21 protein-coding genes are annotated in these 20,349 nt (G+C 66.3%); 17 read left to right on the top strand and 4 right to left on the bottom strand.

Translation table 11 applies throughout. From position 1 onward, the window contains the following. Window positions 1–8: 8 nt before the first annotated feature. Window positions 9–1,922 carry a prolyl oligopeptidase family serine peptidase gene (locus ON062_RS04355; protein ID WP_274645918.1) on the bottom strand — a complete coding sequence of 638 codons (1,914 nt, stop codon included), beginning with the start codon at window positions 1,920–1,922 and terminating at the stop codon, window positions 9–11. Window positions 1,923–2,011: 89 nt separating this feature from the next. Between ON062_RS04355 and ON062_RS04350 the strand changes: the two genes are divergently transcribed. Further along, window positions 2,012–2,971 (top strand): methylenetetrahydrofolate reductase, encoded by a 960-nt coding sequence (locus tag ON062_RS04350; protein ID WP_274645917.1) that lies wholly within the window; start codon window positions 2,012–2,014, stop codon window positions 2,969–2,971. Window positions 2,972–3,065: 94 nt separating this feature from the next. Here ON062_RS04350 and ON062_RS04345 read toward each other — a convergent pair whose 3' ends face one another. Then, window positions 3,066–4,598 carry a hypothetical protein gene (locus ON062_RS04345; RefSeq protein WP_274645916.1) on the bottom strand — a complete coding sequence of 511 codons (1,533 nt, stop codon included), beginning with the start codon at window positions 4,596–4,598 and terminating at the stop codon, window positions 3,066–3,068. Between the two features lie 70 nt (window positions 4,599–4,668). After that, a complete protein-coding gene (lexA, locus tag ON062_RS04340) occupies window positions 4,669–5,349 on the bottom strand; it encodes a transcriptional repressor LexA (RefSeq protein WP_274645915.1) in 681 nt (226 codons plus the stop codon). Between the two features lie 260 nt (window positions 5,350–5,609). Between lexA and ON062_RS04335 the strand changes: the two genes are divergently transcribed. From ON062_RS04335 to ON062_RS04310, 6 genes are all read left to right on the top strand, one after another. Beyond that, window positions 5,610–5,981 carry a LysM peptidoglycan-binding domain-containing protein gene (locus tag ON062_RS04335; protein WP_274645914.1) on the top strand — a complete coding sequence of 124 codons (372 nt, stop codon included), beginning with the start codon at window positions 5,610–5,612 and terminating at the stop codon, window positions 5,979–5,981. 75 nt (window positions 5,982–6,056) lie between these two features. Further along, window positions 6,057–7,151, top strand: coding sequence for a histidinol-phosphate transaminase (locus ON062_RS04330; protein WP_274645913.1), 1,095 nt, complete (start codon window positions 6,057–6,059; stop codon window positions 7,149–7,151). Beyond that, entirely contained in the window at window positions 7,148–7,771 is a 624-nt protein-coding gene (hisB, locus tag ON062_RS04325; RefSeq protein ID WP_274645912.1) for an imidazoleglycerol-phosphate dehydratase HisB, read from the top strand. The genes ON062_RS04330 and hisB overlap by 4 nt, the downstream gene beginning before the upstream one ends. After that, window positions 7,768–8,418, top strand: a complete 651-nt coding sequence (gene hisH / locus ON062_RS04320; RefSeq protein WP_274645911.1) for an imidazole glycerol phosphate synthase subunit HisH — start codon at window positions 7,768–7,770, stop codon at window positions 8,416–8,418. The genes hisB and hisH overlap by 4 nt, the downstream gene beginning before the upstream one ends. 54 nt (window positions 8,419–8,472) lie before the next feature. After that, complete coding sequence (gene priA, locus ON062_RS04315) at window positions 8,473–9,219, top strand: bifunctional 1-(5-phosphoribosyl)-5-((5-phosphoribosylamino)methylideneamino)imidazole-4-carboxamide isomerase/phosphoribosylanthranilate isomerase PriA (protein ID WP_274645910.1); 747 nt, start codon at window positions 8,473–8,475, stop codon at window positions 9,217–9,219. Next, the gene (locus tag ON062_RS04310) at window positions 9,203–9,997 is read left to right on the top strand and encodes an SseB family protein (protein ID WP_274645909.1); all 795 of its coding nucleotides are present in this window, start codon (window positions 9,203–9,205) and stop codon (window positions 9,995–9,997) included. The genes priA and ON062_RS04310 overlap by 17 nt, the downstream gene beginning before the upstream one ends. Window positions 9,998–10,003: 6 nt before the next feature. Here the strand turns inward: ON062_RS04310 and ON062_RS04305 are convergent, their stop codons facing one another. Then, window positions 10,004–10,357: a DUF1844 domain-containing protein gene (locus ON062_RS04305; protein ID WP_274646268.1), complete on the bottom strand. Its 354-nt coding sequence runs from the start codon at window positions 10,355–10,357 to the stop codon at window positions 10,004–10,006. Window positions 10,358–10,661: 304 nt separating this feature from the next. On the opposite strand from ON062_RS04305, the gene infC reads away from it, so the two are divergent. The 10 genes from infC (at window position 10,662) to pheT (ending at window position 19,938) form a co-directional block, all read left to right on the top strand. Then, entirely contained in the window at window positions 10,662–11,309 is a 648-nt protein-coding gene (gene infC, locus ON062_RS04300; protein WP_274645908.1) for a translation initiation factor IF-3, read from the top strand. 71 nt (window positions 11,310–11,380) lie between these two features. After that, a complete protein-coding gene (gene rpmI / locus ON062_RS04295; RefSeq protein WP_274645907.1) occupies window positions 11,381–11,575 on the top strand; it encodes a 50S ribosomal protein L35 in 195 nt (64 codons plus the stop codon). A 30-nt stretch (window positions 11,576–11,605) separates the two neighbouring features. Next, window positions 11,606–11,986, top strand: coding sequence for a 50S ribosomal protein L20 (gene rplT / locus ON062_RS04290; protein ID WP_274645906.1), 381 nt, complete (start codon window positions 11,606–11,608; stop codon window positions 11,984–11,986). An 81-nt stretch (window positions 11,987–12,067) separates the two neighbouring features. Next, window positions 12,068–12,862 (top strand): RNA methyltransferase, encoded by a 795-nt coding sequence (locus ON062_RS04285; RefSeq protein ID WP_274645905.1) that lies wholly within the window; start codon window positions 12,068–12,070, stop codon window positions 12,860–12,862. An 89-nt stretch (window positions 12,863–12,951) separates the two neighbouring features. Continuing rightward, window positions 12,952–13,749: an amino acid ABC transporter ATP-binding protein gene (locus ON062_RS04280; protein WP_274645904.1), complete on the top strand. Its 798-nt coding sequence runs from the start codon at window positions 12,952–12,954 to the stop codon at window positions 13,747–13,749. Window positions 13,750–13,831: 82 nt separating this feature from the next. Then, complete coding sequence (locus ON062_RS04275) at window positions 13,832–14,692, top strand: glutamate ABC transporter substrate-binding protein (RefSeq protein ID WP_274645903.1); 861 nt, start codon at window positions 13,832–13,834, stop codon at window positions 14,690–14,692. 77 nt (window positions 14,693–14,769) lie between these two features. Further along, entirely contained in the window at window positions 14,770–15,417 is a 648-nt protein-coding gene (locus tag ON062_RS04270) for an amino acid ABC transporter permease (RefSeq protein ID WP_274645902.1), read from the top strand. Beyond that, the gene (locus ON062_RS04265; protein WP_274645901.1) at window positions 15,414–16,343 is read left to right on the top strand and encodes an amino acid ABC transporter permease; all 930 of its coding nucleotides are present in this window, start codon (window positions 15,414–15,416) and stop codon (window positions 16,341–16,343) included. The genes ON062_RS04270 and ON062_RS04265 overlap by 4 nt, the downstream gene beginning before the upstream one ends. Before the next feature lie 44 nt (window positions 16,344–16,387). Further along, entirely contained in the window at window positions 16,388–17,428 is a 1,041-nt protein-coding gene (gene pheS, locus ON062_RS04260; RefSeq protein WP_274645900.1) for a phenylalanine--tRNA ligase subunit alpha, read from the top strand. Beyond that, window positions 17,428–19,938 carry a phenylalanine--tRNA ligase subunit beta gene (gene pheT / locus ON062_RS04255; RefSeq protein ID WP_274645899.1) on the top strand — a complete coding sequence of 837 codons (2,511 nt, stop codon included), beginning with the start codon at window positions 17,428–17,430 and terminating at the stop codon, window positions 19,936–19,938. The genes pheS and pheT overlap by 1 nt, the downstream gene beginning before the upstream one ends. Window positions 19,939–20,349 lie beyond the last annotated feature (411 nt).

The raw sequence follows: 20,349 nt of genomic DNA, 5'->3' as shown, positions 1-20,349 counted from the left end.
GCGGGAGGTCAGTCGAGCACGATCGGCGCTATGCCGTCGGGGGTGAAGCCGAACACCTCCCCGAGGAAGGCGACTTCTGCCTCGAGCGTGGCGACGATTGTTTCCGCACGGCGGAATCCGTGCCCCTCGCCCTCGAACGCGAGGTAGGCATGCGGCACGCCGTTGCCGGCAAGCGCGTCGCGCACCGCCTCTGACTGCGAGGGAGGCACCACGTGGTCATCGAGGCCCTGCTCGATGAGCATCGGGGTCGTAAAGCCCTCGAGGTGAGACAGCGGCGACCGGTCGATGTAGAGCTGTTCGGCCTCGGGAAGCGGACCCACCAGGCTGTCGAGATAGCGTGCCTCGAAGTCATGGGTGTCTTCGGCGAGAAGACGAAGGTCGGCGACCCCGTATCGACTGATTCCGGCGCTGAACACGTCGGAGTTCGCGAGGGCGCACAGGACAGTCCATCCGCCGGCTGAGCCTCCCGCGATGGCCAGACGACGCGCGTCGGCGCGGCCCGCGTCCGCAAGGCCGCGGGCCGCGGCGATCACATCGTCAACATCGACCACACCCCACATGCCGCGGAGACGTTCGCGGTACGCGCGACCATAACCGGTGGACCCGCCGTAGTTCACGTCCAAGACGCCGATCCCGCGGCTAGTGAAGTAGGCGATCTTCGCTGACGGCGCGCCACCGACGTGAGCGGTCGGCCCGCCGTGCACGAACACGACGTACGGTGGGCGTTCGTCGGCGGGACCCACCACCTCCGGGTGCGTGGGTGGGTAGTCGAATGCGTGCACGGGCCCATGGGGGCCGGACACCGTCAGAGGCTGTGCCCGTGGCATCCATTCTTCTGTGAGGGAAGAGCCTCCGCCGGCAACTCGGGTCGGGCTGGCGGGGGAGTCGATGTCGACGTCCCACACCGTCGCCGCGCCGTCTCGCGCGGTCCCCGAAATCAGCACGCGGGTGCCGCTGACATCTTCGATCACCGTGTTCGAAACGACGTCGACGTCGAGCGGGGAGACCGCGCCGTCGGGTTCGACGAGAACCACGTGATCGCTGCCATTCGTTCTCACGGCGACGATGCGGCCATCGGCGAACGAGCCGAACCAGCGTGACCCGAGGACCCACAGTCCGCCACCGGTGTCGGCGTCGGCGGGCGCGAGCGGGCGCGGTTGCTCGCCGGGTCGCACGCGGCACAGGTTCCACCGGCCGCTCGGGTCATCGACGAACGTGAGTTCGCCGCCCTCAGTCCACACCGGCTGCAGGGGTGCGCTTCCGTCACCGCCAGCGATCACAGTGCCGGTGGTGTCGGGGTCGGTGAGCGCACGAACGCGCAGCGTGGTTTCATCCCAGGGCATGTGGGGGTGGTTCCATGCGATCCAGGCCAGCGTCGAGCCATCGCGTGACAGTGCGGGCTGTGCAACGAAATCACTCCCTGAGGCGAGGACGACGAGCGCATCGGGCGTCGATGCTGCTGCACCGTCCAGCGGAACGGAGACGATGTCGCGGACGACCTTTCCCGAGCCGTGCGTCTCGCGCACCGCCAGGAGCCGGTCGCCGGCGATGCGGAGGCCGCCGAAGCGCATGCCGCCGAGCTCCGGGGTCAGAGCGCGGGGAGTGTCGCCGTCGAGCGCCCAGATCCGCTGATCTGTCTTCTCCACGAACACGAGGGCGCCGGCCGGAGTCGCCGCCCACGCGTCTCCGCCGTACTCGTGGACCGCCGAACGCGCGTTCCACGGCGCAGGGAGAATCGGCTCGGCCGTGCCAGCGCCCGATCGGCGCATCACGGTCGTGCGTCCGCCCTCCGCGGCAACCGACTGTCCCCACCAAATCTCATCGCCCACGAACTGCGCGCGTTCGAGGCGCGGAGAGGACTCCGAGACAGCGGCGGCAGAAACGTGTGATGGCCAGGAGCCGAAAGGGAGTGGGGCAGTCATGCGTTCCACGTTACGGGCATCGGCGTAGATGAAACACGTCGTCACACGTCGGGCGGCAGGTGTGGCATCCGCTAACTTTGACACACACGATGTCCATCGATCTCAGCGCGCCGCCCATCCCCTTCTCGTTCGAGGTGTATCCGCCGCGCACCGAAGCGGCCACCGCGTCACTCCACGAGACCATTCGCCACCTCGCCGCTGCGGGGCCGAGATTCATCTCCGTCACCTATGGCGCGGGCGGGTCGACCGGCGGCAAGTCGCTCGAACTTCTCACGCACATTCTGCGCGAGACGCACGTCGAGCCGCTCGCTCACCTGACGTGCGTGGGGAGCACGTATGCCACGACCAACGCCCTGATTCGCGAATTCCTCGACGCGGGAATCCGCAGCTTCCTCGCGTTGCGCGGTGATCCTCCCGCTGGTGCTTCCGAAGACGACGTCTACCTCGGCGATCTCGAGAGTGCCGCGCAACTCGTTCAACTCATCGACCGAGTGCAGGCGGAACGCTCGCCCTACAGCGAAGTGCTCCTGCCGGGTGTGCCCGGGGCCGCGCAAGTCGCCCGACGGCCCGAGGTAGACATCGCCGTGGCCGCGTTCCCGAACGGACACCCGCGGTCGCGGCATCCGAACGAGCACATCGACGCACTCCTGGCGAAGCAAGCCGCCGGAGCCACGCTTGCGATCACGCAACTTTTCTTTCACGCCGACGACTACTTGACGTTCATCGAGCGGTCACGGCGTGCCGGCGTGACGATACCGATCCTCCCCGGCCTCATGCCCATCACCTCCCCGTCGCGGCTCAAGCGGGTGCTGGAACTGAGCGGCGAACCGTTGCCCAGCGATCTCGCCGTGGCTCTGGAGGTCGAACCGACGACGTCGGGGCAGAAGCGGATCGGGATCGATCACGCGGCCGCGCTCGCGCGCGAGGTCCTGGCGGGCGGCGCTCCCGGTATCCACATGTACGCCTTCAACAACCACGACACCGTCCTCACCGTTCTGCGGGAGGCTGGGGTCATTGCCGAGGCGGAGAGAGGGCTGCCCTCCGCATAGCAGTGGGCGCTGACTCTTCGAGGCCGGATGTGCGACGAGGGGGTGCCGCCCACATCAGTGAACGGCACCCCCTCGTATGGCGAACCTCGCCGGATCAGGTGCTGCGCGGCGGCCGCTTCGCCGCGGGCTTACGCGGCGCCTTCGGTGCTGGCGCGTCAGCGGTCGGTTCGAGCACGGCGGTATCAGCATCAGGGTCTGAGGCGTTCGGCCCGCTTGTTGGGACGAGTGCCGGTTCAGGGACGATCGCGTCATCGAGCGGGAGTGTGTCGGATTCCCCGTCCTCCGTCGGCTCTGATGGGGTGAGATCGTCGTCGGGCGAGCGCTGCAGCAGCGTGGCGATGAGCCATACAGCCAGCGCCAGGATGACGACCAGCAGGATGTCGCCGATCGACAGCGGGCGGAGCGCGAAGAGCAGAACAAGGGCGAGCACCAGGATCGCGACGCGTACGAGAGTCCGCTGCGCGTAGAGCCAGTCGCCGAACGCGCCCGTGTTGAGGCCGCTGCGGCGGAGCGCCCCGCGGGCTGACCCCGAGAGTCGCGCGCTGAGGGCGCGGGTGCGCGCGGCAGACTGCGAACGCCCGCCGAGCCAGCCTGCGACCGCGACCACGACGCCCAAGAACGTCAGCACCACGGCCGTGTCCCGCATGGCTCCGACGAGTGCGAAGAAAATGGTGTCGAGGGTGTGTGCCGGTATCCCCAGAGACGGCGCGTTGAGACCTAATACCGCGCTGGTGATGTTGAATCCCAGTGCGAGTGCACCCGCGCCGATCGCGATGGCTACGCCGGTGCCGAGCACCGCTACCGACCGGCGTCGTGCCAGCGCAATGCCCAAACCGAACAGAGCCAGGCAGATGATCGGCAACCACCAACCGACGGTAACCGCGATGGCATACACCGTGCCGACCAAAAGCAAGGCGTCGCTTTGGACGAGGACGATCGTCTTCTCGATCGGTGGGATCAGGGACGCGATCCCGATTCCTTGATCGATCATTCGAGCCTTGAGTTCTTCGATGATCGGGCCCAGCTCGATACCCAGCGTGCCGTCGTCGGCAAGGCTCACGACGCCATCCGAGTCGCCCGCGGTAGCCGTGGCCACCAACGCGCGGTGGCTCGCGACGAGCGCGGTGCGCCAGACGGCAGAGAACGCATCGGACTCGACGACCTTCGTGACGCCGGTGTCGATCAAGCTCTGGACGCCCGAGGCTGCCGGTGCGCGCAGCAGTTCGAGCGCAGTGAGGGCGGGGTTCGGCAGGTCCAGTGTTGCGAGCCCGTCGAACAGGTTGTCTGTGTAGCTCTCAATGTCGATCGAAGCGTTGATCGCGGTGGTCGCTTCATCGATGATCAGTGCCTGGACATCAGGATCTTCAGACAGCGGTGCGAATGTCGCGACGAAGGCATCCTCACTCACCAGCTGAGTACGAGTCCACCCGCCGACGATCGATACCGGAACGATGATCCCCGCCAAGATCAGGCAGATGGCGGAGAGAAGTCCGCGCCACCACCCGCGCCGGTTCTTCGTCGATGCCGCCTTTGCAGGGGCAGATGGCTGCGGCGACTCCTTCAGTGCCGCGTTCTCGGCTCGGAGTGCCGCGAGCTCGGCTCGGAGCTGATCGACTTCTGACGCCATTTATTCGTCCCCTCACACACGTGGTGACGCCAGACTAGTGGGAACGCAAATGTTGTGCGCGGTAGCGGCGTCACACGGCGCGAAGGACTGCCACCACCTTGCCTAGCACTGTCGCGTCATCGCCCAAAATAGGTTCGAATGCGGAGTTGCGGGGCAGTAGCCAGGTGTGGCCGTCGCGTTGCCGGAACGCCTTCACTGTGGCTTCGTCGTCGAGCATCGCGGCGACGATATCGCCATTCTCGGCAGTGCTCTGAGAGCGGACGACGACCCAGTCGCCATCGCAAATCGCCGCGTCGATCATCGACTCGCCCGAGACCTTCAACATGAACAGGTCTCCCTTGCCCACCAGTTGGCGGGGGAGGGGGAAAATCTCTTCCACCTGCTGCTCGGCAGTAATCGGGACACCCGCCGCGATTCTCCCGACGAGCGGCACGAGCGCGGCATCGCCGAGGGCGGGTGCGGTGTCTGCCGGGTTTTCTGCTGCCGTGCCGGGAAGGTCGATGAGGACCTCCATGGCACGGGTCTTGCCCGCATCACGCCGAAGGTATCCGCTGAGTTCCAGCTGGTTGAGCTGATGAGTCACGCTCGAGAGGGACTTCAACCCGACGGCATCGCCGATCTCGCGCATGCTGGGCGGGTAGCCGTTGCGCGCGATCGCCCGCTGGATCACTTCGAGGATGGCGAGCTGCTTGTCGCTGAGGCTCTTACGCCGGCGTGTTTGCGGCTTCTCCCGTGCACTCGCATCGCTCATGGGTGTTCCTGTCTCCTCGTCACCAGATCAGCATCCTCATTCGAATGTCTGAGGTCCGTGGTGTGGTTCTCGTATCGAAACCGTATCCGCATTCCATGTGGGATTGCACGACCTTGGCCGCGTGTCGCGTTCGAAGGTCATGAATGAACATCATGGGTTGACATGCGGTTATATCGAAGATAGCTTCGGAACGAAGGTTCGCTTCGGCCTCTCCCGGCCGAGACGCCGAGGCGAAACTTCCCCCAATCGAGGAGAACGAAATGACCACGATCGGCATCACCGGCTACGCACAGATCCTTCCTGCACCGCGCACGCGCTTGCGTCTGACGACGCGCGGCCGGCGTGTTCTGGCGGCTCTCGCTGCGACTCCGTTGGTGGCCGCAGTGACGATCGCGGTTCTCAGTGGTGGTGGCGCTCTCGCGTCGAAGGCGGACGGCGCGCCGGTGGGGAGCTTCGTGAGCGTGACGGTGTCGACGGGCGACTCGCTGTGGTCGATCGCGCAGGACGTCGCGCCCGCGGCTGATCCCCGCGACGTGGTTGACGCGATCGTGCGTCTGAACGCGCTCGAGGGTGCCAACGTGCTCGTGGGGCAGCGGTTGGCTATTCCCGCGGAGTACGCGCCCGCCGATTGATCAGCCTGACCGCGCTCGCTTGCGGTGGCGCGGTGCTCCTGTATTCAGCGGCCTGATCGCGGTGACGGGCCTACGATGGGACGGGTGAACGTTCGACTCGACGACCTCCCTCTGCGTGCCGACCTGCGTGGGCTCACGCCATATGGCGCGCCTCAGGCGGCGCTGCCTGTGGCGCTCAACGTGAACGAGAACACGCATCCCGTTCCGCAAGACGTCGCCGACGACATCATGGACTCGGTCGCGCTCGCCCTGCGCGAAGTCAATCGCTACCCCGATCGCGAGTTCACGGAACTTCGCCAGGGCTTTGCCGATTACCTCGGGCACGGACTGACGGCCGAGAACATCTGGGCCGCGAACGGGTCGAACGAGGTGTTGCAACACATCCTGCAGGCTTTTGCCGGTCCCGGTCGCACAGCGTTCGGGTTCGCTCCCACGTATTCGATGTATCCGCTCCTGACGCGGGGAGTGGGGGCGACGTGGATCGCCGGTACGCGCGACGTCGACTTCACTGTCACGCCGGAGTCCGCCGCCGAGCAGGTGTCCGAGGCCGCGCCAGATGTCGTTTTCCTGTGCTCGCCGAACAACCCCACGGGCACTCCGGTACCCCTCGATGTGATCGAGGCCGTGTACGACGCCGCTCCCGGCATCGTCATCGTGGACGAGGCGTATTACGAGTTCGCTCCGTCCGGTGAGCGTTCCGCGCTTACGCTGCTGCCGGGGCGGGAGCGCTTGATCGTGTCCCGCACGATGAGCAAGGCGTTCGCGTTCGCAGGAGCGCGCGTCGGTTACCTCGCCGCCGATCCCGCGATCGTCGATGCACTTCGTCTGGTCCGGCTGCCGTATCACCTGAGCGCGCTCACCCAGGCAGCGGCGTCTGCAGCCCTGCGGCACGCGCCCACCATGCTCCGAATGGTCGACGAGATCGTCGCGCAACGCGACCGCATTTCCGCCACAGTTGAAGCTCTCGGGTATCGCCCCTACGAGTCCTGGTCCAACTTCGTGCTGTTCGGCGGCGTGGACGACCCCCGGACGGTGTGGCAGGGCTTGTATGACCGCGGCGTACTCATTCGCGACGTCGGCATCCCCCACCACCTACGGGTATCGGCGGGGACGGAGGAGGAGACCACCGCATTCCTCGATGCGCTCGCCTCGCTAGGATCGGCAACATGAGCGCTCCCTCTTCTGACCGTTCGCCCCGCACAGCTTCGTTGCGGCGCGCCACCAGCGAGTCCACGGTAGAGCTCTCGCTCGACCTCGACGGCTCGGGGCGCAGCCACATCGACACCACGGTGCCGTTTTTCAACCACATGCTGACGGCGTTTGCGAAGCACTCGCTGACCGACCTCACGGTGCGGGCATCCGGAGACACCGACATCGACGCACACCACACCGTGGAAGACATTTCCATTGTGTTGGGCCAAGCGATCCGCGAGGCGCTCGGCGACAAGTCGGGCATCTCGCGCTACGGCGATGCGCTGGTTCCGCTCGATGAAGCTCTCGCGCAGGCTGTCGTCGACATCAGCGGTCGGCCGTATCTCGTCCACACGGGGGAGCCCGCCGGATTCGAACACCACCTGATCGGCGGCCACTTCACGGGCTCGCTCGTGCGTCACACGTTCGAAGCAATCTCGTTTCAGGCGGCGCTGACCGTCCACGTCCGCGTGATCTCAGGCCGTGACCCTCACCACATCGCGGAGGCCGAGTACAAGGCCTTCGCGCGCGCCTTCCGTCAGGCGAAGGCGCTCGACCCGCTGGTGGACGGCATCCCGAGCACGAAGGGCGCCCTGTGACGAGCAAACCGGTCGTCGCGGTCCTCGACTACGGCTCGGGCAACGTCCACTCGGTGGTCAAGGCATTGGATGCCGCGGGTGCCGATGCTCGGCTCACGGCGGACCGCGGACTCATCGCCGACGCTGACGGGTTGCTCGTTCCCGGTGTAGGTGCGTTCCGCGCTGTCGCGGACGCGCTTCGGGCCATTCGCGGTGATGAACTGATCGGTCGACGCCTTGCTGGCGGGCGCCCGGTGCTCGGCATCTGCGTGGGAATGCAGGTGATGTTCGAGCTCGGCGTCGAGCGCGGCGTCGACACCGAGGGCCTGGGCGAATGGCCGGGTGCGGTCACTGAACTGGATGCTCCTGTGCTGCCCCATATGGGATGGAACACCGTGCGCCCCGACGAGGGTTCGCGTTTGTTTCGCGGCATTGAGAATGAGCCGTTCTACTTCGTGCACTCCTTCGCCGCGCAGAAGTGGACGCTCGATGTGATCCCGCCGTTCCCGAAACCGTCACTGACCTGGTGCGACTATGGCACGCCGTTCCTCGCCGCAGTTGAGAATGGGCCGCTCAGCGCCACCCAATTCCACCCTGAGAAATCGGGGGATGCCGGCATCCGTCTGCTCTCCAATTGGATCGACGGCCTTACCGCGACTACCCTCTGAAATCGTGCTGTCTGCGGAGGCGAGTGCTTCCGTTTTGTTCCCGCACAAGGAGCCATGAACGATTTCGCCTCAACACCCGAGTTGATCCTGCTTCCCGCTGTCGACGTCGCAGACGGCAAAGCGGTCCGCCTCACCCAGGGGGAGGTCGGTAGCGAGACGAACTACGGCGACCCCGTCGACGCTGCTCTCGAGTGGGCCAAGCAGGGCGCGCAGTGGATTCACCTGGTCGACCTTGACGCGGCGTTCGGTCGCGGCAACAACTCGGCGATCATCCGCAGGGTGATCAAACAGGTGCGCGGAGTGCAGGTCGAGGTTTCCGGCGGCATCCGCGACGATCGCAGCCTCGAGGCCGCGCTCGAGAGTGGCGCCTCGCGCATCAACCTGGGAACCGCAGCCCTTGAGAACCCGGAGTGGGCTGCCGACGTGATCGGACGATACGGCGATGTGATCGCGGTCGGTCTCGACGTGCGCGGCACGACGCTCGCGGCTCGTGGCTGGACCCGGGACGGCGGCGACCTGTGGACGGTGCTCGAACGCCTCGAAGCTGCGAACTGCAGCCGCTACGTGGTCACGGACGTGACGAAGGACGGTACGCTTCAGGGCCCCAACCTCGACCTGCTGCGCGAAATGGCCACGCGCACGCCCAAGCCGATCGTCGCTTCGGGTGGCATCTCGAGCCTCGACGACATCGCAGCGCTGCGCGACCTGGTGCCGCTGGGTGTCGAAGGGGCGATCGTCGGCAAAGCGCTCTACGCGGGTGCGTTCACGCTCGCTGAGGCGCTGGATGTCGCCGGACACTGACCCGCGCCACCCCGAAGGCCACTCTCACGCGGCCGACTCTGCCGGTGTGCCTTGGGAGGGGCGCAGCTTTCACGAGAACCCACATGCGGCCGATGACGGCTCTGCCAATCCGGCGCTCCTCGGTGCACTGATCGACTTTCACGAAGGCCGGGCAGCGGCATCCGACGTCGTCAACGCATACCGTGAGGCGCGCGTGCTGATCCCGCTGATCGCCGACAAGGGCGACGAGGGAGTGGGGCCGCACGGGCTGTTGGTCGACAAGACGCAAGAGCTCTCGATCGTGACTGTCGCGGCGCCGGACGGGCGGCGCGTACTGCCGGTCTTCACCTCTGTCGAGTCGATGAGGGTGTGGGATGCCACGGCCCGCCCGATCCCGACGCCCGGCGTTCGCACGGCCCTTGCGGCGTCTGCGGAGGATACCGACCTGATCGTCATCGACCCGGCATCGGAGACGGAGTTCGTCGTGCGTCGCCCGGCCGTCTGGGCGATTGCTCAAGGGCACCCGTGGGTGCCGAGCGCACTGTCACCCGAGGTCTTCGCCGGCCTTCAAGAAAGCATCGGTGGCGAGCTCGCCGTTCTCGATCTTTCGGTGGAAGCAGGTGACCCGACCGCGCGACTGCGCGGGCCGGAGTTGATCGTGCGTCTGCACCTGATGGATGGCCTCGACAAGGCGCAACTGGACGCCGTGCTTGCTCGGCTCGCGAAGCGCTGGGCCGCCGATGACAGGATCGCTGTGCTCGTCGACTCGCTGGCAGTCAAGCTCGTTCGGAGCTCGTGACCGACCTCAGTTGACCGGCCCGGTCCATTTCTCGCCGGGGCCCTTGCCGATCGGATCGGGGATCGTGGATGCTTCGCGGAAGGCAAGCTGGAGCGAGCGCAAACCGTCTCGCAGCGAGCGTGCGTGCATGTCGCTGATCTCGGGGGCGCCAGCGGTGACCAGGCCCGCGAGGGCGTTGATGAGCTTGCGCGCCTCGTCGAGGTCGAGCTGGCTTTCGGGGTCGTCCGCGAGGCCAACCTTGACGGCCGCGGCACTCATCAGGTGCACTGACGTGGTGGTGATGACCTCGACGGCGGGCACGTCGGCGATGTCTCGGGTTGCGTCGCTTGCGGCGCGTTCCTGCTCTTCCCAGCGGGCCAGGCGGGCCGCTTCGCTCTCAGCATCTGATGCCTGATCGGGCCCGTTGTGCTCCGGAATCGTGTCCACGCCACTCTCTCTGCTAGACTTGTGCGAGTTCTGGGGCAGTCTGCTTCAGACCGAAAGAGGATTTATCCCACCCGCGCTTGCCGCTCCAGGCTACCGGGTCATGCGCTCCGCCCCGAACGTACGTCGTTCCGGGTAGTTCCACGTGATGTGGAAAACCGGGTGCAAAAGCTCGCGCTTGTGCGCTGAGCGGGTGGAATGGACCCTCTTTCGGCCGGATCACAACCTGTGATGCGGCCGTTTGTCACCGTACGAAGAGGAGTTCCGCATCAGCGATCCCCGCACCAATGACCGCATCCGCGTCCCCGAGGTCCGCCTCGTCGGCCCCGCGGGTGAGCAGGTCGGCGTCGTCCGTATCGAGGTCGCGCTGCGCCTCGCTCAGGAAGCCGACCTTGACCTGGTCGAAGTTGCTCCCAACTCGAAGCCGCCCGTTGTCAAGATCATGGACTACGGGAAGTTCAAGTACGAGGCTGCGCAGAAGGCCAAGGAAGCCCGACGCAATCAGGCCAACACCGTCCTCAAAGAGGTCCGCTTCCGTCTGAAGATCGAAGCCCACGATTACATCACCAAGCTCAAGCGCGCCGAGGGCTTCTTGCAGGCCGGCGACAAGGTCAAGGCGATGATCCTCTTCCGTGGTCGCGAGCAGTCCCGCCCCGAACAGGGTGTCCGTCTGCTTCGCAAGTTCGCCGAAGATGTTGCCGAGTTCGGCACGGTCGAGTCGAACCCCACGATCGACGGTCGCAACATGGTGATGGTGGTCGCCCCGCACAAGAACAAGTCCGAGGTGAAGACCGAGCAGAACGCTCAGCGTGCCGCCAACAAAGAGGCAGCGCGCTCCGCTCGAACCGGTGCCCCCACCCCGACGCCCGATTCGGCTCCTGCCGAGTAAGGCCCACAGACTCCCGCTCCGGCGGGACACCGACTCCCGCCTGGGCGGGAAGTGAAACGAAGGAAGAACACATGCCGAAGCAGAAGACCCACTCGGGTGCCAAGAAGCGCTTCAAGATCACCGGCAGCGGAAAGCTCAAGAAGCAGCAGGCCGGTATGCGCCACAACCTCGAAGGCAAGTCGAGCCGTCGCACCCGCCGTCTGAACCAGGACCAGGTGCTGTCGAAGGCCGACACCAAGGTCGCGAACAAGCTCCTCGGTCGCTGAGCGACCCGGGCAAGTTAGGAACGAAACGAAATGGCTAGAGTCAAGCGGGCGGTAAACGCCCACAAGAAGCGTCGCGTCATCCTCGAGCGTGCCTCGGGTTACCGTGGCCAGCGCTCGCGTCTGTACCGCAAGGCGAAGGAGCAGGTCACCCACTCGCTCGTCTACGCGTACCGCGACCGTCGCAAGCGCAAGGGCGACTTCCGCCGCCTGTGGATCCAGCGCATCAACGCAGCGGCACGTCAGAACGGCATCACGTACAACCGCTTCATCCAGGGCCTCGGGCTCGCGGGTGTGCAGGTCGACCGTCGCATGCTCGCCGACCTCGCAGTGAACGACGCCGCGACTTTCGCGTCGCTCGTCAACACCGCGAAGAGCGCACTTCCCGAGAACGTCAACGCCCCCAAGGCCTGACCTTCCTCGCAGAAATGGCGTCCTCCCTCGGGAGGGCGCCATTTCGCGTTTTCCCGCGCCGCACGGCGATAGGGTGAACGTGTGCTGGAGAACCCACGATCCCCGCGCGTGCGCGCGGTGGCGAAGCTGACCAAGCGCAGCGCGCGTCACGAGACCGGGCTCTTCCTTCTCGAGGGCCCGCAGGCGGCTCGCGAAGCCCTGGCCTATCGTCCCGACTCGGTTGTGGAACTGTTCGCGACCCCCGGGGCGATGGAACGACACACGGATGTGCGCGATGCGGCGGCCCGAGCAAACCTCGATGTCGTCCTGACGACCGAAGCCGTGTTGGATGCCATGGCCGACACCGTGACACCGCAGGGCATCGTGGCTGTTGCCCGCCAGTCGCCGACCGCGATTCGCGACGTCTTCGCGTCCCTGCCGAAGCTCGTGGTGATCTGTGAAGAGGTTCGTGACCCCGGAAACCTGGGCACGATCATTCGAGCGGCCGACGCGGCCGGCGCCGATGCCGTTGTACTCACCGGACGGACCGTCGACCCCTACAACCCCAAGGTGGTGCGCGCCACCACGGGATCACTCTTCCACGTTCCCGTCGCCGTCGGCGTCGACCTGCAGACAGCGATCGACCGTTCACACGCGGCCGGCTTGCAGGTGATTGCCGCTGATGTCGGCGGCGGGGACTTCCTGGCATCCCGAGACAAACTCGCAGCGCCCACGGCATGGCTCTTCGGCAACGAAGCGCACGGTTTGCAGGATGAGGACCTTGCGCGCGTCGACTTCGCCCTGCGACTGCCGATCTACGGCGCGGCCGAATCGCTCAACCTTGCCACGGCAGCGAGCGTGTGCTTGTACGAAACCGCGTTCGCCCAGCGCGGGTAGCGGGGGCCAGCCCTCCGCCGGTGTTACAACTTCGTAAAGGTCGCTCCGGCCTCCTGATGCGCGTCCGTGGTCGCCCCTAGGGTGAACACATGGTCGCACCAGAGTCACCGGCGCCTGCGCCGCGCACGTCCAACATCAATGTGCGGCGGGGTGAACCGCTCGTCGTGGTGGAGAACGTCGACAAGCACTTCGGTGAACTCCACGTCTTGAAAGACATCAACACGGTGGTCAATCGCGGCGAGGTCGTGGTCGTGATCGGCCCCTCCGGTTCGGGCAAGTCGACCCTGTGTCGTGCGATCAACCGCCTCGAGACCATCGACTCGGGACTGATCACCATTGACGGCGATCGTCTTCCCGAAGAAGGAAAGGCACTCGCGCACTTGCGTGCAGACGTCGGGATGGTCTTCCAGTCCTTCAACCTCTTCGCTCACAAGACCGTGCTCGAGAACGTCACGCTCGGTCCGATCAAAGTGCGCAAGATGAAGAAGAAGGATGCCGAGGCCAAGGCCATGGAGCTCCTTGACCGCGTGGGCGTGGCCAACCAGGCGCAGAAGATGCCGAACCAGCTCTCCGGTGGCCAGCAGCAACGCGTCGCGATCGCGCGATCCCTTGCGATGAACCCCAAGCTGATCCTGATGGACGAGCCCACGAGCGCGCTCGACCCCGAGATGATCAACGAGGTGCTCGACGTCATGGTCGGTCTGGCCAGCGAGGGCATGACGATGATCGTCGTCACGCACGAAATGGGCTTCGCGCGCAAGGCTGCCGACCGGGTGCTCTTCATGGCCGACGGCGCAATCGTCGAAGAGGCGACGCCCGAGGACTTCTTCACCAATCCGCAGAGCGACCGGGCAAAGGACTTCCTATCCAAGATCCTGGAGCACTGACGCAAGACTTGGCCACTCCCCAGGGGCCGAGAACCGAGAGGAGGGTCGCCACGAGCGGCCCGCAACAGCAAAGGACGAAGACATGAAGCGAGTGAGACTCCCTCTGATCGCGCTGATGGCGGCGGGCGCCCTGGCGCTGTCGGCATGCTCGAGCGACGGCTCTGACACCGCCGCCCCCGAGACCGACACCGACGTCACCTTCGAAGAGGGCACGACGATGGCCGAGCTCAACGAGGCTGGCACGATCACGATCGGCACCAAGTTCGACCAGCCGCTGTTCGGCCTGAACGGTCTGGATGGCCCCGAAGGGTTCGACGTCGAGATCGGCAAGATCATCGCCGCAAACCTCGGCATTGCAGAAGAAAACATCGAATGGGTCGAGGCGGTCTCGGCCAACCGTGAGCCGTTCATCGAGAATGGCGAGGTCGACATCGTCATCGCGACCTACACGATCAACGACGCCCGCAAGGAAGTCATTTCGTTCGCCGGCCCCTACTACATGGCGGGGCAGTCCATCCTCGTGCTGGCCGACAACGACGACATCTCGAGCGAGGAGGACCTCGTCGGTCAGCCGGTGTGCTCGGTGACGGGGTCGACCCCAGCCGAGAAGCTCGCTGAGATCGGTGCTGAGCCGGTGCTCACCGACACGTACTCGAACTGCCTCGAGCCCCTGCGCAACGGAGCAGTCGTCGCCGTGTCGACCGACAACGTGATCCTCGCCGGTCTCGCCGCACAGAACGAGGGCGAGTTCAAGGTTGTGGGTGAGCCGTTCACCGACGAGCCGTATGGCATCGGTCTCGCGCTCGACGACACCGACTTCCGCATGTGGATCAACGACGTGCTCGAAGCCAGCTACGAAGACGGCAGCTACGAAGAGGCGTGGAACGCCACGGCGGGTACCATCCTGCCGTTCGTCGAGCCGCCGACACCGGACCGCTACTGAGCGATCGGATGCCTCGGCCCTGCCGCCGCGCGGGGCCGAGGCATCCCTCCCCTTACTGACATGCGAGAGGACTACCTGTGGATCAGTACCTGAGTCTGTGGCCCACCTTTTGGGAGGGCTTTCGCATGACCTTGCTGTTGCTCGTCGCCTCGGGCATCCTGTCGCTGGTCGTCGGCACACTCGTCGCCGCGATGCGCATCTCACCGGTGACCGCGCTGAACGGCTTCGCAGCGTTCTACACCGAGATCGCGCGCAACACTCCGCTGACCCTCGTCTTCTTCTTCACGGCATTCGTCTTGCCGTTTCTCGGCCTCCGCTGGGCATTCGTGCCGCTCGCGATCCTCGCGCTGACGTACTACACGTCGCCGTTCGTCGCTGAAGCCCTCCGCTCGGGAATCAACGGTGTTCCGGTGGGCCAGGCCGAAGCAGCGCGAAGCATCGGACTCGGGTTCGGTCAGTCGGTATCGCTTGTCGTTCTTCCCCAGGCCTTTCGTATGACGATCCCGCCGCTCATCAACGTGTTCATCGCGCTGACGAAGAACTCATCCGTTGCCGGAGGGTTCTTCGTGCTCGAACTGTTCGCGGTCACTCGCGCTCTGGCGAACGCGAACGGAAACATGGTGATCCCGATCTTGCTGACCGCGGCCGCCTTGTATCTCGTGATCACCGTGCCGCTGGGCCTGCTCGCCGGGCAACTCGAGAAGCGATTGGTGGTGCAGCGATGAGCGCTTCGAACGTTCTCTTCGACGCCCCGGGCCCCCGCGCGCGCCGCGCTTCGCTGATCGGCTCCATCGTCGCCGGTGTGCTCATCCTCGCGGCCGTCGTGTGGGTGTTCTTCACTCTGGCCGGCCCACGCCAGTCTGGCGGCATCACGATTCCCGGCATGTTCGATGCATCACGCTGGGAAGCCCTCGCACAAGTGCGGTTCTGGGAGATCGTGTGGGAAGGCGTGGTCGCCACACTTTCGGCTGCGGCGCTCGCGGCCGTGGGCGCCATCGCTCTCGGCGTGGTCTTCTCGCTGATGCGAAGCTCCGAGAAGGCGTGGCTCCGGATCCCGACCGCGTGGCTCATCGAGTTCCTCCGCGGCATGCCCGTGCTCCTCATGATGCTCTTCATCTTGCTCATCGCATCGACGGGGGCGTTCTGGGCCGTCGTTTTCGCCCTTGCCCTCTACAACGGCACCCTGATCGGCGAGGCGCTCCGCGCCGGACTCGCCTCCCTCCCGCGGGGCCAGCGCGAGGCTGCGCTGAGCGTCGGCATGGGCGTGTTCCAGTCGAAGATGCTGGTGGAGTTCCCGCAGGCCTTCCGCCAGATGCTGCCGATTATCGTCGCCCAGCTGGTGGTGCTCCTCAAGGACACCTCACTTGGCTACATCGTGGGCTACCACGAGCTCATTCGATCGACCATGAATCAGCTATCGGCTGCTCTGGGTAATCGGTATCTGTTCACGCTCTTCGCGGTGACGCTGGTGATCTATCTGATCATCAACCTGTCGCTGTCGTGGTTCGCGCGCTGGTTGTCGCGTCGCACCGCATCCGGGTATGGCTCGGGGCGCAAGAAGAGCGGCACGCCGAAGGACGACTTCGACCCGGATCAGGCCCTTCTGGCTGCCGAAGCAACGGCGGCCGCGCGCCAGTCCGAAGGGCGATAGCTTCGGGGGCAGACCAGGGGACGAGGTCGGTAGACTCGTCTCTCGTGTCTGACTCTCCCGAGATCTCTCCCGAAGCGGTGGATGCCGCGGTCGACGCTGCACTTGCAGCGATCGCCGACGCGCACGACTCCGCGACCCTCAAAGAGGTGCGTTCAGCGCACAGCGCCGAAGGTTCACCGCTCGCCCAACTGAACGCTCAGTTGCGTCACGTCCCGAACGACCGCAAGGCCGAGTTCGGCAAGCTCGTCGGACAGGCCCGCGGTCGCGTGAACCAGGCTTTTGCGGCGCGCGAAGCAGAGATCGCCGAAGCGGAAACGGCCGCGAAGCTCGAAGCTGAGCGTGTCGACGTGACGGCGCTGGCCTCGCGCGCGCGCGTCGGGGCGCGGCATCCGATCTCCCTTCTGCAAGAGCAGATCTCGGACATCTTCGTCGGCATGGGATGGGAGATCGCCGAAGGCCCCGAGCTCGAACACGAATGGTTCAACTTCGACGCGCTCAACTTCGACGTCGATCACCCGGCGCGCCAGATGCAGGACACCTTCTTCGTCGACCCGGTGGAGCGCCACCTCGTGATGCGCACCCACACGAGCCCCGTGCAGGTGCGCTCGATGCTCGAGCGTGACCTGCCACTGTATGCGCTGTGCCCGGGACGCGTGTACCGCACCGACGAGTTCGACGCGACGCACCTTCCGGTGTTCACCCAGTTCGAGGGGATCGTCGTTGACAAGGGCATCACGATGGCCCACCTCAAGGGCACGCTCGACCACGCCGCGCGCGTGTTGTTCGGGCCCGAGGCGAAGACGCGCTTTCGTGCGAACTTCTTCCCGTTCACCGAGCCCAGCGCTGAGCTCGATCTCTGGCACCCGACGTTCAAGGGCGGTGCGCGCTGGATCGAGTGGGGCGGCTGCGGGATGATCAACCCCAACGTGCTGCGCGCAGCCGGCATTGACCCCGAGGAGTACTCGGGCTTCGCGTTCGGTATGGGGATCGAGCGGACGCTGATGTTCCGCAGTGATGTGCAAGACATGCGCGACATGGCCGAGGGTGATGTGCGCTTCAGCGAGCAGTTCGGGATGGTGGTCTGATGCGCGTCCCGCTTTCGTGGTTGCGTGAGTACGTCGATGTTCCTGCGGGCGCGACGCCCGAGGACGTTCTGGCGGCGCTGGTATCTGTCGGCTTCGAAGAAGAGGATGTCTTCGGGTTCGACCTGCAGGGACCCATCGTCGTCGGCGAGGTCCTTTCGTTCGAGGCCGAGCCGCAATCCAACGGCAAGACCATCCGTTGGTGCCAGGTCGACGTGGGCGAGGCCAACGGGGGAGTGCGCGGCATCGTGTGCGGCGCCGGCAACTTCTTCCCCGGCGACAAGGTTGTGGTGACGCTGCCTGGCGCGGTCCTTCCCGGACCCTTCCCGATCGCGGCCCGCAAGACCTATGGGCACGTTTCCGACGGGATGATCGCGTCGGCTCGTGAACTGGGCCTCGGCGACGAGCACAACGGCATCCTTCGTCTCATCGAACTCGGCATCGATGCCCCCGCCGGAACCGACGCTATTGCCCTGCTCGGCCTCGACGACGTTGCCGTCGACATCAACGTCACCCCGGATCGCGGCTACGCGCTGTCGATCCGCGGTGTGGCGCGCGAATACTCGCATGCCACGGGCGCAGCTTTCCGCGACCCGGGCTTGCGCGACGCTGACGAGATCGCCCACCCGACGTCGGGATTCTCGGTTGCCGTGGACGACGCGGCTCCGATTCGCGGGCGCGTGGGGGCATCCGAGTTCGCCGTGCGCATCGTGCGCGACGTCGATCCCACCAAGCCCACGCCCGCGTGGATGATCGCGCGGCTCACGCTCGCCGGCATCCGCTCCCTCGGCATCCTGATCGACATCACCAACTACGTGATGATCGAGCTGGGCCAGCCGATCCACGGTTACGACCTCGACCTGCTGCGCGGCGGCATCACGGTTCGCCGTGCCACCGCGGGGGAGAAGCTCGAGACCCTCGACGGCAAGGTGCGCACGCTGCACACCGAAGATCTGCTGATCACCGACGAGTCCGGTCCGATCGGCCTCGCCGGTGTCATGGGCGGCGGAACGACCGAGATGACGGATGCCACGCGCAACGTCCTGATCGAAGCGGCCACCTTCGACACGGTGTCGATCGCGCGCACGGCGCGTCGCCACAAGCTGCCGAGCGAGGCATCCCGTCGCTTTGAGCGCGGTGTCGACCCGGCGATCGCATTCGTCGCGGCCCGTCGTGTGGCAGACCTGATGGTCGAATTCGCCGGTGGCACGCTCGACACCGAGGTCGGCGGTGCGCTGTTCACGCCGGTGTCGACCGTCGCCGTCACGCTGCCCGCCGCATTCACGTCGAACCTAATCGGCGTCGACTACACGCCCGAAGAGATCACCGGCGCGCTCGAGAAGATCGGATGCCGCGTCGAAGCCGAAGGCGGCGACTGGCACGTGACGCCGCCCACCTGGCGCCCCGACCTCACAGACAAGTGGACGCTCGCCGAGGAAGTGGCGCGCATCGAGGGGTACCACCGGATTCCCTCCGTACTCCCTACGCCGCCGTCCGGTCGCGGGCTCACGGCCGCGCAGCAGGGCCGCCGTCGGGTGTCGAACGCGCTGGCCGCTGCCGGTTTCGTCGAGACCCCATCGTTCGCGTTCACGACCGACGAGCAGAACGATCTGCACGGGTCGGCATCCGGCGGGCACCTCCCGAGCGTCAAGCTCGCCAACCCGCTCGACGGTCAAGCGGCGTTCCTGCGTCGCAGCCTGGTTCCGGGGCTCCTGCAGGTGGCGCATCGAAACCTGTCGCGTGGCTTCACCGATCTCGCCCTGTTCGAAACCGGTGTGGTGTTCTTGCCGAAGCCCGGCGTGCAGTACGGCACCTCGCACGTGCCGCCGCTGGCTGTTCGCCCGTCGGCGGCGATGCTCGCCGAGCTCGACGAGTCGATTCCGCCGCAGCACCGGCACGTTGCGGTGCTCCTGACGGGAAACCTCGTCGCCAAGCAGCCGGGTGTCGCCGCGGCACCCGCAGACCTGGTCGACGCGCTCGACGCCGTTCGCACGATCGCCTCCGCCGCGGGCGTGCGCATCGATGTCGCGCAGGGTGAGCGCGCCGCGCTGCACCCGGGACGCACGGGCGTGCTGAGCGTCGACGGCACCGAAGTCGGGTACGTCGGTGAGGTGCTTCCGGCGGTGTCGGATGCCGCAGACCTGCCCGGTCGCGTGGTGGTGGCAGAGCTCGATCTCGACCTGGTGCTGTCGCTCGCGGGCGAGAAGGTCGTCGCCGCATCGCTGTCGGGCTACCCGGCGGCGACGCAGGACGTGTCGCTGGTCGTCGATACGGGCGTTTCCGCCGCGTCGGTGCGCGATGCGCTGGTCGCCGGTGCGGGGGAGTTGCTCGAGTCGGTTCGCCTGGTCGACGACTATCGCGGGCAGGGCGTTGCCGAGGGCTCGAAGAGCCTGACGTTCGCGCTGCGCTTCCGCGCGCCTGACCGCACGCTCACCGCAGCCGAGGCCACCGAGGCGAAGCTCGCCGGCGTCGCTGCTGCGCACGAGCGCGTCGGCGCGACGATCCGCGACTGAGTTTTCTCCCGCACCCCGGCACCGCCCTCCACGCCCTGGCGCCCCACGCCCTGGCGCCCCCGCCCTCACACCCCACTTTTTCGCCGAGTACACGTGTAATCGCCGAGAGCACACGCTAACTGCGTATGTTTTCCCGTGCAGTCGGCGACAACACGTGTACTCGCTAGGGATGGGGCGCGGGGTGCCGGGAGGTGCGGCGCGCGGGGCGCGGGAGGTGCGGGAGGTACGGGGCGCGGGTGCGTGAGGGGTAACGAGCGCGATTTGCGGATGCTGCGCCCGCCCCGCTACTGTCGGCGCATGCCTTCGGCCACCTCGGGACTCGCGATGCTCGCTTCGAGCATCGCTCCCGCGCGCCGACGCCGCCTCGGGCTGGACGGCCGCCGACTCTAGGCGACCCTGCCGCGAGGTCCT

This window comes from Microbacterium sp. C7(2022), assembly GCF_028823665.1.
In the GTDB taxonomy this organism is placed as follows: domain Bacteria; phylum Actinomycetota; class Actinomycetes; order Actinomycetales; family Microbacteriaceae; genus Microbacterium.
This window is presented reverse-complemented; position numbering and strand designations above follow the sequence as displayed.